This is a genomic window from Vibrio sp. 1159, assembly GCF_033340395.1.
Lineage (GTDB): Bacteria > Pseudomonadota > Gammaproteobacteria > Enterobacterales > Vibrionaceae > Vibrio > Vibrio alginolyticus.
In genome coordinates this window covers 52074-65190 of the sequence record NZ_JAWOWL010000031.1, presented here as the reverse complement: position 1 = coordinate 65190, position 13117 = coordinate 52074, and the positions used below count along the sequence as shown (strand labels likewise).

At 44.3% G+C, this 13117-nt stretch carries 13 protein-coding genes; 4 read left to right on the top strand and 9 right to left on the bottom strand.

Annotation, left to right across the window (positions count from 1 at the left end; translation table 11 throughout):
* Positions 1 to 278 precede the first annotated feature (278 nt).
* The 3 genes from R7127_RS20230 to norR all read right to left on the bottom strand — a co-directional run bounded on the left by R7127_RS20230 (position 279) and on the right by norR (position 3635).
* Positions 279 to 929, bottom strand: coding sequence for an HAD family hydrolase (locus R7127_RS20230; protein ID WP_054578640.1), 651 nt, complete (start codon positions 927 to 929; stop codon positions 279 to 281).
* A gap of 256 nt (positions 930 to 1185) precedes the next feature.
* The gene (locus tag R7127_RS20225) at positions 1186 to 1704 is read right to left on the bottom strand and encodes a hypothetical protein (protein ID WP_054578641.1); all 519 of its coding nucleotides are present in this window, start codon (positions 1702 to 1704) and stop codon (positions 1186 to 1188) included.
* Positions 1705 to 2102: 398 nt separating this feature from the next.
* Positions 2103 to 3635, bottom strand: coding sequence for a nitric oxide reductase transcriptional regulator NorR (norR, locus tag R7127_RS20220; protein WP_064376747.1), 1533 nt, complete (start codon positions 3633 to 3635; stop codon positions 2103 to 2105).
* Between the two features lie 210 nt (positions 3636 to 3845).
* Between norR and norV the strand changes: the two genes are divergently transcribed.
* The 4 genes from norV to R7127_RS20200 all read left to right on the top strand — a co-directional run bounded on the left by norV (position 3846) and on the right by R7127_RS20200 (position 7949).
* A complete protein-coding gene (gene norV / locus R7127_RS20215; protein ID WP_033906753.1) occupies positions 3846 to 5348 on the top strand; it encodes an anaerobic nitric oxide reductase flavorubredoxin in 1503 nt (500 codons plus the stop codon).
* Positions 5349 to 5356: 8 nt separating this feature from the next.
* Complete coding sequence (norW, locus tag R7127_RS20210; RefSeq protein WP_213895276.1) at positions 5357 to 6505, top strand: NADH:flavorubredoxin reductase NorW; 1149 nt, start codon at positions 5357 to 5359, stop codon at positions 6503 to 6505.
* A gap of 42 nt (positions 6506 to 6547) precedes the next feature.
* Positions 6548 to 6886 (top strand): DUF1971 domain-containing protein, encoded by a 339-nt coding sequence (locus R7127_RS20205; RefSeq protein ID WP_005375231.1) that lies wholly within the window; start codon positions 6548 to 6550, stop codon positions 6884 to 6886.
* 184 nt (positions 6887 to 7070) lie between these two features.
* Positions 7071 to 7949 (top strand): NAD(P)-dependent oxidoreductase, encoded by an 879-nt coding sequence (locus R7127_RS20200; RefSeq protein WP_017821261.1) that lies wholly within the window; start codon positions 7071 to 7073, stop codon positions 7947 to 7949.
* A 195-nt stretch (positions 7950 to 8144) separates the two neighbouring features.
* Here the strand turns inward: R7127_RS20200 and R7127_RS20195 are convergent, their stop codons facing one another.
* From R7127_RS20195 to R7127_RS20170, 6 genes are all read right to left on the bottom strand, one after another.
* Entirely contained in the window at positions 8145 to 9584 is a 1440-nt protein-coding gene (locus tag R7127_RS20195; RefSeq protein WP_213895277.1) for a catalase, read from the bottom strand.
* Positions 9585 to 9865: 281 nt separating this feature from the next.
* The gene (locus R7127_RS20190; protein WP_005375238.1) at positions 9866 to 10483 is read right to left on the bottom strand and encodes a glutathione S-transferase family protein; all 618 of its coding nucleotides are present in this window, start codon (positions 10481 to 10483) and stop codon (positions 9866 to 9868) included.
* Positions 10484 to 10497: 14 nt separating this feature from the next.
* On the bottom strand, positions 10498 to 11532 hold the full coding sequence (locus tag R7127_RS20185; RefSeq protein ID WP_064376750.1) for an NADP-dependent oxidoreductase: 1035 nt from the start codon (positions 11530 to 11532) through the stop codon (positions 10498 to 10500).
* Positions 11533 to 11683: 151 nt separating this feature from the next.
* The gene (locus R7127_RS20180) at positions 11684 to 12283 is read right to left on the bottom strand and encodes a TetR/AcrR family transcriptional regulator (protein WP_005385858.1); all 600 of its coding nucleotides are present in this window, start codon (positions 12281 to 12283) and stop codon (positions 11684 to 11686) included.
* Positions 12284 to 12333: 50 nt separating this feature from the next.
* Positions 12334 to 12654, bottom strand: a complete 321-nt coding sequence (gene yqfB, locus R7127_RS20175) for a N(4)-acetylcytidine aminohydrolase (RefSeq protein ID WP_064376751.1) — start codon at positions 12652 to 12654, stop codon at positions 12334 to 12336.
* Between the two features lie 67 nt (positions 12655 to 12721).
* Positions 12722 to 13117, bottom strand: a complete 396-nt coding sequence (locus R7127_RS20170) for a VanZ family protein (protein WP_053350073.1) — start codon at positions 13115 to 13117, stop codon at positions 12722 to 12724.

Here is a 13117-nt window from a genome sequence, read left to right as displayed (position 1 = left end):
ACATGTTGAAAGTTGATTATCAGGAGCCAGTATTTTTAGCGTAAACCGTCGTCAATAGCTCGTGGGTGAATAGTTACAGTTCCGCTATTTGATCACTCAAATGCCTTATTTCATGCGATTGCGTGAGTTAAATCAAAAGTCGTGATTAGCCAGAGTTAAGGTGAAAATAATCTCTCTAAACGGGTGGCAGAATTGTTTGGTTTTACGGTATTGGAGAGGTTTCAAGAAAGAAGCTCAGCTAAATTGCTGAGCTTCTAGAGAACAGACGACAAGTAGACCTAGCGAGTTTGCTTTAACGTGTGCAACACATCATGCAGTGAAGGTGCGACGGTATGGCCTAATTGTTTTATTTCGTTGCAAGGCTCAACCAAATCAGGAATTTGATAAGTGATCATGTTCGCTGCTACAGCAGCACGCACGCCATTATTTGAATCTTCAAAGGCGAGACATTTGGTTGGATCTACGCTTAGACGACTTGCTGCAAGCAGGTAGATCTCTGGCTCAGGTTTGCCGTGTGACACTTCACAGCCTGTCGTTAAGTTGTCGAAATACTTGCTTAGGCCCGCTAATTCCAACTTCTTCTGTGCCACTTCTTTTGCTGTAGAAGTGGCGACTGCAATTGGCAACCCTTGGCTTTTCAACCACTCAAGCAGCTCAATCACCCCTTCTTTTACTGGTATCGCTTGGTGCTTAACCACAGCGTCGTAACGGTCGCGCCACTCTTGGTGTAAGCGGTCAAGATCATCCCCATAAGCTTTACGAAAAATCACTTCAATGCCCGCTGCATTGCGACCAATGATTGAAAGATAAACATCTTTATAGAAGGGTAGGTTCTGGGCTTCACATGCTTCTTGGAAAATATGCATACAGACGCGCTCAGTATCAAGGAGCAAACCATCCATATCAAAAATAGCAGCTTGGTAGTTCATTACATTAAGACTTTTTGGTTGGGATGGCGCATTTTGACACAAGCAGATCGGTTTTTCTTCTAAAAATTAGAACTTGATTTTGATCCTATGAGTTCACATTGCCTTTGAACACACTATACACAGAGTCTATAAACTAGGTGTGAAATATAATGTTTTTAAAATTAGAAAAATTTCAGTTAAATAGATAAAACTCTATCTTAATATAAGCTAGAGTTTTATTAATATCCTATTGTTATTTTAACTATTGAATGATTTATTAATAATAAAATAATACCAAGTCACGATTGTTTACGACTGCATGAGTGTACCAGCTCTTGACTTCAGATATTTGTTGCTCTGATAAGCCTCCGAAGTCAACGTTATCTTGGTGAATATCTTGATTTTTTATCATAAAAACAACAGGGAAATCGTCAGGGAATGGGAATTTTATAGGATAATCGGTATTAGTGAATGGAATATCGCAGAAATCGTTTACATCGCAAGGATACCAAGAGTTATTGGATAAGTAATAACCAGTTATCTTACATATAGCTTCAAGCAAGTAAGCATAGGCGTAACCCAAGTGACTGTATTTTATCTCTTCAGACAACATTTGCATAAGAAGCTCTTCAGCTCGGATGCTTTCGCCACTACTTTCCAGCATTTCATTAATCGCCTTAAAGGAGTCTTGACACCTTTCCATGATGGCTTTTTCTAGCTCTGGATTACGCTCATTCTTTAGTACGTTAAAAACCTTTTCAGTATCTAATGAATATACTGTCGCCCCATATCCCATATTTTATTCTCCTCACTTTTATACAGTTAAATTCATTTAAGTGTTTTTTATCGAAGGGATTATATTTTGATGTTTTTTGAAGGTAAAGTGTATATATAGAGGTTGTATTTATTATGATGAACTTTGAAAGTTTAAATTCTTAAAATAAATACTATATATTTAATTTTATTAGATCTAGCTCATAAAAATACCTTAACTATTATTGTGTTTATTGTTAAGGGTTATTAAATCTGTGAGGTGGTTCAAGACAATAAAATTTAGAAGAAAATACCGTCAAACTTAGGTGGCTATTCTATCTGAGCACTCAGCTCACTACTTATAGTGGGCTGAGTGAGCGGTTGGGCATCGGCTCTTTATTTGGCGATGAATATGCCATATTAGGTGATATTCGTTAGTGTCTATTTTATCCCTAGCCGTTTTGCTAATCGGTGCAAATTGCCGTTATCTAATTCAAGCTGACGTGCCGTTGCTGCCCAGTTACCTTGGTTCTCTTCCAGAACTCGAACAATCATCGCTTTTTGGAAGGCGTCTGTGGCAGGCTTTAATCCGCCTTCTGGTAGCTCAAGCCGAGATTTTTGTTCCGTTTCTTCAACGTTCTTGATGTTCTGATTCGGCGTTCGGATGTCAAAATCTTGCTCAACTAACTCAATATCCATGGCGTGGGTACGCGCTTTTGCCAAAACACCAGCACGTTTAATGACATGTTCAAGCTCTCGCACGTTGCCTGGCCATGAATAGTCTTTGAGTGCCTGCACCAAAGTGGGGGACAAACGAATGCTGTTCAATCCCAATTTGCTTCTTAAACGTTCGGCAAAAAAGCCTGCGAGTAACACCACATCGTCTTCACGTTCACGAAGAGGTGGAACATGAAGCGGGAAGACGCTTAGGCGGTGATATAAGTCGGCTCGGAAGCGACCAGCAGTCACTTCTTCATGCAATATACGGTTGGTGGCGGCGACAATGCGTGTATTGACTCGAATATGGCGGTCATCACCCACACGTTGAATGTCGCCGTATTGTAGGGCTCGAAGTAACTTGGCTTGCAGCTCTAACGACAGTTCGCCGACTTCATCTAAAAACAGTGTGCCGCCATCGGCTTGTTCGAACTTACCCTTGCGATTGCTGATTGCGCCTGTAAATGCGCCTTTGATATGGCCGAACAACTCGCTTTCCGCGACTGATTCTGGCAGCGCCGCACAGTTGAGGTAAACCAAAGTATTGCTAGAGCGGCTAGAGCGATGGTGAATAGCGCTGGCAACCAACTCTTTACCCACGCCCGTTTCTCCCATGACCAATACAGACAACTCCGTATCGGCGACTGCATCAATCTGCTCTTGAAGATTTTGCATGCCCTGAGAGTTGCCAATGATTTCATTACTTAAGGTGCGTTTCTCGGCGTAAGAGTCGCGTGGCAGGCTCGCTTGTGTTTCTAATTGCTCTAACAGGAGTGCAGTGTGTAGGCCACCTGCTGCCAACGCGCTGACAAAACGTAACTCTTGGTTGCGTAGCCCATCAAATTGATTGGGGTCGAAGGCGTCAATCGTAATGGCACCAATCAGTTGATCGTCGATCAGCAGAGGTAAACCAATGCAGGAATGGACATGCAGTTTGTCATCGTGGTTTGGAATCAAGCCATCGTATGGATCAGGTAAGTCGCTGTCGGAGGGAAAGCGCACGATATCGCCTGCTCGGGCAATGGCTTCTAATCTTGGGTGCTGCTCAATGGAGAAACGGCGTCCAAGGACCTCTTTCGCCAATCCATTGATCGCTAAAGGTTTAAAGTGCTGGTCTTCATACAAAAGAAGGGCAGAAGAGTCACACTTCAATACCTCTCGAATCGTGGTTAATAACGTGTCAAAGCGAGCTTGTTGAGTGAGCGCCGAGTTAAGGTCTTGCGTGATGTGTAGCCATTGCGCGATTAAAGAAGTCATAGCCAATACCGATTGTGTCAATATGACTATTGTAGTGTCTAAATGACTATTGTAGTGTCTAAATGACTATTTTCAACTGTGTCTAAATGACAGCTATTAAAGTTGGGTTTTAATTAAGCTATTGAAATATATAGAAATTAAAAGTTGGCACGCCCAGTGCAATACAAGAAGAAATTATTTTTGTTTATCCCGTCATTCAAGGTAGTAATTATGACAATTCACGTAAAAAACAACATCCACTGGGTAGGTCAACGCGATTGGGAAGTTCAAGACTTCCACGGTACAGAATACAAAATGACAAAAGGTACCAGCTACAACAGTTATCTAATTCGTGAAGAGAAAACCGTATTGATTGATACGGTCGATCATCGATTCAGTCAACAATTCATCCAAAATTTAGAGATGGAAATCGACCTTAAGTCTATCGACTTTATCGTGGTAAACCATGCAGAAGAAGATCACTCGGGCGCATTGTCTGCATTGATGGAGAAAATTCCGAACACACCAATTTACTGTACAGAAGCGGCGATTGATTCGATTGTGGGTCATCACCACCATCCTGAGTGGAACTTCAAAACCGTAAAAACGGGCGACAGCATCGATATCGGTAATGGCAAGCAACTAGTGTTCGTGGAAGCGCCGATGCTGCATTGGCCAGACAGCATGATGACCTACCTAACGGGCGATGCAGTGTTATTCAGTAATGACGCATTTGGTCAGCACTACTGTGATGAACGTCTGTTCAATGATGAAGTGGATCAAAATGAGTTGATGGAACAGTGTTTGCGTTACTACTCAAACATCCTAACGCCATTCAGCAGCTTGGTAACCGCTAAAATCAAAGAAGTGCTGAGCTTTAATTTGCCTGTCGACATGATCGCAACGTCACACGGTATTGTATGGCGCGATAATCCAGTTCAAATCATCGAGCAATACTTGGCGTGGGCAGACAATTATCAAGAAGATCGCATTACGATTTTCTACGATTCTATGTCAAACAACACCCGAATGATGGCCGATGCAATCGCGCAAGGCATTCACGATGTCGATCCTGGTGTGGCGGTCAAAGTCTTTAATGTTTCTAAGCATGATAAGAATGAAATTCTCGCCAACGTATTCCGCTCAAAAGGCATCTTGGTTGGTTCGTCTACCATGAACAACGTCATGATGCCGAAGATCGCAGGTATGCTAGAAGAAATTACCGGTCTGCGCTTTAAAGCGAAGAAAGCCGCTGCATTCGGTAGCTACGGGTGGAATGGTGGCGCGGTGGATCGTATCCATGCTCGATTGACTGACGCAGGCTTTGAAACCGCAGTGGGTTTGAAAACCAAATGGCGACCAGATGGTAATGCGATGCGTGAATGTCGCGAACATGGTCAGAACATCGCGAAGTTGTGGGCGAAGCATGACCTGACAAGTCCTGTTATTTCTCCGGCGATTGCTGCGTCTGCACCACAAGTTCAATCACAACCCGCAGCACAAATAGCAACACAAGCGGTAGTCGATGCTGCTCCTAGCAACCCTAGTGCCGAGGCGCATCCCGCAGATTGTCAATGCATGGTTTGTACGGTTTGTAATTGGGTATACGACCCAGCTAAAGGCGAGCCTAACCAAGGTGTTGAACCGGGTACAGCTTGGTCGGAAGTGCCAGATTACTTCTTGTGCCCAGAATGCCATTTAGGTAAAGACGTTTTCGTTGAATACAACGGTTAGGAGGGAATATGCAAGCACCTATTGTGATTATTGGTAGCGGCTTTGCGGCTTACCAATTGGTGAAAACAGTGCGTCGAATGGACGCACATATTCCGCTGCAAGTGTTTACTGCTGATGATGGCGCGGAATACAACAAGCCCGATTTGAGTCATGTATTCAGTAACAAGCAAACTGCCCGAGACTTGATAGTTAAAAGTGGTGAGGCGTTTGCACAGGAACACAACATCGAACTGTTCGCCCATACCAAGGTTGAGCATGTCGACGTGCAAGCTCAGCAAGTGGTCGCCAACGGCCAAACCTATCCTTATTCCAAACTGGTGTTTGCGACAGGCGCGAAAGCCTTTGTGCCGCCAATATCTGGTGGTGCAGCACCTGAGGTGATAACGCTGAACTCGCTACAAGAATATCAATTAGCGGAAGAGCAAATTAGCCGCGCGGAACGAATTCTAGTAATGGGTGGTGGTTTGATCGGCGTCGAGATCGCCATGGATCTCGCAACCAGTGGTAAAGCCGTTACGGTGGTTGAGCCAAATCCCCGTTTGCTCGCTAACTTGATTCCTGAATTTGTTGCATTGCCGCTGGAGAATCAACTTAAGCAGCAAGGTATTCAACTTGCCTTAGAGACTGGAGTTGCTGCGATTAATCACTCAAATGATTCGCTGGTGGCAAGCTTGAGCCAAGGTAAAGCAATTGAAGCTGATGTAGTGATTTCAGCGGCGGGTTTACGTGCAAACACTTGGTTAGCGAAGGCTTGTGGGTTGAGTGTCAATAAAGGCATCAAGGTGGATGCTCGATTACAGACATCAGCAGCCAATGTGTTCGCATTAGGCGATTGTGCTGAGATCCAAGGTCGAATGATGCCGTACCTCCAACCGATCGTGCTAAGTGCCAATGCTTTGGGCAAACAACTACTGGGGCAAGAAGCAGAGTTGAAACTACCGCCTATGATGGTAAAGGTCAAAACGCCGAGCTACCCAATTCAATTGGCAGGCGATTTTAGTTCGGTGACGAACTGGAGCGTGCAGATTTCTCAAACTGGCATTGCCGCGAAAGCAGAAGATGAAAATAGCCGACTCATGGGCTTCGTTGTGACGGGAGAACAAGTTACGCAAGCATTTCCATTACTTCGAGAGTTGTCTCAAGCCGGTCAGGCTTAACCGATTTAAACGAAAAGAATTGTAATTAGAGAGGGTATCATTATGTCGCATCTACGAATTCCTAAAGACTGGACTGTTCAACGTTCAACACCTTTCTTCACTAAAGACAATGTGCCACCAGCGCTACTGACTCATCACAATACCGCTGAGGGAGTGTTTGGACAACTGTGCGTCATGGAAGGGCAAGTGACTTACTACGGCTTTGCTGATGAAAATGCCACAGAAGCAGAAGTAGTGGTGGTGATTAATGCAGGCCAGTTTGCTACAAGTCCACCGCAGTACTGGCACCGCATTGAGATGAGCGATGATGCTCAGTTCAACATCAATTTCTGGTCGAATAAGGACAAGAGTGGGCAAGCGATGTTCCATGCTAAGCAGTAGTAAACCTTTTTAAGTGCTTTGACTGTTATGCTAATCGTCAAGTAAAGGGGTGTAGAAGGCGCAATAAACGGACTGCAATGCAGGATCATCGAGACCGAGGAAAGAGAAATCACGAGTAATGATTTCAATTCTTTAGTAGCATGTTACGAAACATTTCAGTCAGGTGAACTAAGGGAAGCGTGCAATGGAAAAACAACGAGTAGCATTTATTGGTCTGGGTGTGATGGGATACCCAATGGCTGGTTACCTAAGTAAAGCGGGCTTTGAAACCAAAGTATACAACCGCACAAAAGCGAAAGCCGACAAATGGGCTGAAGAATACCAAGGCGTAGCTTGTGAAACACCACGTGAAGCGGCAGAAGGCTGTGACATCGTTTTTACCTGTGTGGGTAATGATGATGACGTTCGTAGCGTTGTTTACGGTGAAGAGGGCATTCTGGTCGGCTTGAAAGCGGACGCAGTGCTAGTCGATCACACGACCACTTCTGCAGACCTAGCGGTTGAGCTGGCTGAAGCGTGTGTTAAGTACGGTAATCACTTTATTGATGCGCCAGTTTCTGGTGGTCAAGCGGGCGCAGAAAATGGTGTTCTAACCATCATGTGTGGTGGTGAACAAAGCATTTTTGACCGTGTGTCTCCGGCGATGGATGTGTACGCGAAGCAGATGACGCTACTGGGTGAAAACGGTCAGGGTCAACGCTGTAAGATGGTAAACCAAATCTGTATTGGAGGCGTTTTACAAGGCTTGAGTGAAGCTTTGCTGCTGGCACAAAAATCAGGCTTGGACATCGCTCAAGTTGTAGAAACGCTTAAGCATGGCGCTGCAGGTTCTTGGCAGATGGAAAACCGCGCAAATACGATGGCTGAAGACAAGTTCGATTTTGGCTTCGCTATTGATTGGATGCGCAAAGACTTAGGTTTCTGTCTGCAAGAAGCTGAGCGAGTAGGTCTAGAACTTCCACTGACTAAGAAAGTGGATGAGCAATACGCAGACCTTCAACGTGATGGTTTAGGTCGCATGGATACATCAGTACTGATCAAAGCGGTAGCTAAAAATCAGTAGTTGATGAATCAGTAATAGATAAACAGTTCTTTGGTATCAAAGAGCTTAAAGAAATCTAAGTTAATCATAATGAATCTCCTTGAGCATGGTTTGTGACTTGTGATTAAGGAATAGTGATTTGAAATCAGGAGGTGCTGTTGGGCACCTCCTTTTTTTCGTCTTTAAATCACACAGTGTAATGATTGCAGCGTTCGCTTACTTGTTTAAGCCTAGTGCAATCTCAAGACCTTTGCCGTACGCTTCGTCCGCTTGGTATGCGTGTTGAACCTGGCGCTGTTGGATGAACTCTGGTACACCGTCCATTGCGCGAGCTGTGTTGTCGAACAGAGTTTGACGTTGCTCTTCGTTCATCAGACGGAATAGGTCACCCGCTTGGCTGAAGTAGTCTTCGTCTACACGGTGATCGTAGTGATCAGCGTTGCCATTGATGCGTAGAGGTGGCTCAGAGTAATCTGGTTGCTCTGCCCATTCTTGTTTGTAGTTTGGCTCGTAACCTAGTGTTGAACCAAAGTTGCCATCAACGCGCATTGCGCCATCGCGGTGGTAGCTGTGAACGGGGCAACGAGGTGCGTTCACTGGGATTTGATGATGGTTCACACCTAGACGGTAACGCTGAGCATCGCCGTAAGCGAACAGACGACCTTGTAGCATTTTATCTGGAGAGAAGCCGATACCAGGTACAACTGCTGCTGGGTTAAACGCTGATTGCTCAACTTCTGCGTAGAAGTTTTCTGGGTTACGGTTCAGTTCGAACTCACCAACTGGGATCAGTGGGTAGTCTTTTTGAGACCATACACGTGTTAGGTCGAATGGGTTGAAGTTGACTTCATCCGCTTCTAGCTCAGGCATGATCTGTACGTACATCTTCCATTTAGGGAAGTCTTGACGCTCAATCGCTTCGTAGAGGTCACGGTGATGGCTTTCGCGGTCTTTACCTACGATTGCTTCTGCTTCTTGGTCAGTTAGGTTTTTGATGCCTTGCTGAGTTTTGAAGTGGAATTTCACCCAGTAACGCTCGTTTTCTGCGTTGATGAAGCTGAATGTGTGGCTACCAAAACCATGCATATGACGGTAAGAAGCGGGGATACCACGGTCACTCATTACGATAGTCACTTGGTGGAATGCTTCTGGTAGTGATGTCCAGAAATCCCAGTTGTTGGTAGAGCTACGCATGTTAGTGCGAGGGTCGCGTTTTACTGCGTGGTTTAGGTCTGGGAATTTTAGTGGGTCACGTAGGAAGAATACTGGTGTGTTGTTACCAACCAAGTCCCAGTTACCTTCTTCAGTATAGAATTTTAGTGCGAAACCACGGATGTCACGTTCTGCGTCTGCTGCACCGCGCTCACCAGCTACGGTAGTGAAGCGAGCGAATAGTTCTGTTTTTTTGCCGATGTCAGAGAAGATCTTAGCGCGAGTGTATTTTGTGATGTCGTGCGTTACTGTGAACGTACCGTAAGCACCAGAACCTTTTGCGTGCATACGACGCTCTGGGATCACTTCGCGGTCAAAGTGTGCCAATTTTTCAAGGAACCAAACGTCTTGTAATAGTTGAGGGCCACGAGGACCTGCAGTCATAACGTTTTGGTTATGTGCGACAGGGCAACCTGCTGCTGTAGTCAATTTCTTGTTTGTCATTTTTCTTCCCCCTCCAGGGTTCAATACCTTAGAAACTGTAGAGGAGGTTATTACGGAAAAGCTGGGGGAGAAAACTGATATTGCTTATCAATTCAATAGATGGTGACTATGGTCGAAACTATATTAGAATCAGAAATTTACTACATTAGCTTGATTGACATAACAATCGACGTTCTCGAAAGCGATTGACTGGGGGGAGCGCTATCCAGTTAGCGTGTCTACGATGTTAGTAATATCGCCCCTTAAATGAAGTTTTACGCGTCATCAAAGGGGCGAAGTAATTAAGAGTACTTCACTTCAAGTTGTTCAGCTTTTGCAAATGCTGGGTGTGTCGCGAGCTGTTTCCCATAACGTTCAATATTAGGGAAGTGATTAACTAAACCAAACTTTTGAACCAATTCGACAATGAAAGACATCATGATGTCTGCGCCAGTCAGACGCTCTTCTACTAGGTAAGTTTTGCCTTCTAAAGATTGCTCGAAGTAGCCTAGTACATTCATTGCTTCCTTGTCGGCATAGCCTGATAAAAACTGAGTTTCATTTGGCTCTTTGCTTACGAAGATTTTTAGCAGCATAGGTAAAATTGCAGAGCTTTCTGCAAAGTGCATCCATTGCAAATATTCTGTGTGTGCTTTTGTACCGCGCTCAGGAGCAAAGGCTCCGTCACTGTATTTCTCAATCAAATATTCGGTCATTGCACCTGACTCAATGATAATCTCGCCGTTATCTTCAAGAACAGGTGACTTTCCTAATGGGTGAACACTTTTTAGTTCTGGCGGTGCCATGAAGGTCACGGAATCACGGACATAGGGTACAATCTCGTAATTTACATCTAGCTCTTCAAGTAACCAAATGATGCGCTTTGAACGAGACTGATTGAGGTGGTGAAGTTTAATCATTTACATATCCCTTTTTATAATGGGTCGTTAATCTGTACTACAAGCTTGCCGAAATTCTTACCTTCCAACAGACCGATGAATGCTTCTGGCGCATTATCCAGTCCTTGTACTAGATGTTCGCGGTATTGGATCTTTCCTTCTGCCAACCATTGATTAATATCTTGCGCAAATTCACCGTAACGATGTCCGTAATCATCAAAAATGATGAAGCCTTGCACCTTGATTCGTTTGGTCAGGAGCTTACCCATTAGTAATGGAAGATGGTCGGTACCTTCAGGCAGCTCTGTCGTGTTGTACTGAGAAATCAAACCACAAAGTGGGATACGCGCATTTGTATTCAGAAGTGGCATTACAGCCTCGAATACTTTGCCACCTACGTTTTCGAAGTAAACATCAATACCTTTGTCACAGGCATTTTTCAGTTGTTCTGCAAAGTCTTCAGCTTTGTGATCAATACACTCATCGAAGCCAAGCACCTCTTTAGCGTAACGGCATTTTTCTTCTCCGCCTGCTATACCAACAACTCGGCAACCTTTGATTTTACCAATTTGACCAACTGTTGCGCCTACAGGCCCCGTAGCAGCTGCTACCACGATGGTTTCCCCTGGTTTTGGCTGACCAATGTCGAGTAAACCCATGTACGCGGTAAATCCTGGCATACCTGCAACGCCTAGCGCGTAAGAAGGATTTTGCGGTTCTTTACCAAGTTTAATGACCATCTCACCAGTTGAGATAGCGTAGTCTTGCCAGCCAACAGTGTAGGCAAGAACCCATTCACCTGCTTCGTAATCTGGGTGGTTTGATGTTTCTACCTGACAAACTGTACCACCGACCATTACGTCATCAATTGCAACAGGGTCAGCGTATGATTCGGCATCACTCATGCGACCACGCATGTATGGATCTAGAGATAAATAAACCGTTCTCAATAGCATTTCACCCTCTCTCGGAGTCGGTTTCGTTACCTCTTCTAAACGAAAGTTTTCTTGTGTCGGTGCACCATGGGGACGTGACGCGAGTACGATTCTGCGATTTGTTGCGTTAGTCATATCTATCTCACTTGTTGATTAGACCGGTCGTCTAGTATTTATTTCAAAATATCCCGCTTATTTAAAGCGGGAAGGTTTACTGTGTTAACACTGACGCTTTTTCTGACAGTGAAACGTGTGTAGGGTGTTCATTCTGCTTCCACGCCGCCTGTTATGGACAAGTGCGCGTATTCTGCAGTAAGTGTTGAGTATAGGTCAGACTTTGCGTCAATGCTGCCTGATCTTGATAAAGTTTGTTCAGCAAGCTAGCGCCATTCCAAAGGTAGTATATCTGCCTTGCTAATAACGCACTGTCACCATTGGGGATTGAGCCATCTTGAATGCCGATGTCTATGCAATCCGCTATCGCTTGAATGGTTTTGTCTGCTCCTTGGCGTAATGCCAAGCGCATTGACTCAGAGAGATCGGAGACTTCTGCACTTAACTTGACCAATAAACATTTGTTCGCATTACACACGTCGTCTTCTACTTTGACCATTTCTTCGAAATAGCTCATTAGGCGTTGGTAGCCACTCAGTTCAGTATTGGTAAAGCGTGCGTTTAAACGCTCAAAATACTTAGTAAAGTAGTCTTGAATCATCGCTTCACCAAATTGTTCTTTGGACTTGAAGTAATGATAAAACGAGCCTTTTGGCACTGCGGCCTTTTTTAACAGCTCTGAAAGACCAACACTCGTGAACCCTCGGTTTACGATCAACTCGTATCCGACGTCGAGAATATGTTGGCGTGTGTCATTCGTCTTTGCGTTCATGGAGTGTACTATAGAATGAATTAGACCAGTCGTCTAGTGTTTGTTGTGGGTTATTTAATCAGCTCATACTCAATAACAAAGAGCGTGTCGGTATTTGGGTAGATTTCTCGAATTAACTGCTTGAGTTTTGGTAGTTCGATGGCTTCTTGTTCTGCATGAAACTCATTAATATCTTCAAAGTGAAGTGGTTCTACAGAACGTATCTTGATATCGCAGACTTTACTATCCGTTTCTAAGGTAAAAACTTCGACTTCTGTATTGGGAACGTAATGGCTTTCTGATTCATCTCGAATCGTTATCGTCTTTTTGCCTGACGTGATCAACGGGGTTAAGAATTCAAAAAAAGTAATCTTGGTTGGATGAGATGGCATGATGTACTCGTTAGTCTGGATGTTTGGCGCAATTATATACCCAAATCCCCCAGAGATTCCTGTATTACTAGAACGATCGAGTGCGGATGAAGCGAATTAACTTGGCACTAAAGTAACCTGAGATAACGCCTATCCAGTTGGTGCTGAGATCATCAAAACTAAATGATCGATTTGGAATAAAAAGTTGGCTTATTTCTTCCATTGAAACGATAGCCAACAGCAGTAGCAAAAGACGAATCCCAAAAACGTCGGTTTTATTCGAGCTCACCAGAGAAGGGAACGTGAAAACCGATAAAAAGCCGATCAATAAACTGAAAGTAAAGTGAAGCGTACTCGATCCGCCTAAGTAGGTTTCCATTTGCAGGTAAGCAGTATGGTGTAGGTCAGAGCTTTTCCACAAAGAGAGTGAAGCGGTTAGCATCAGGACTAAAACAAAACTCGTGCGTGCCAGTATTAAAGCCAT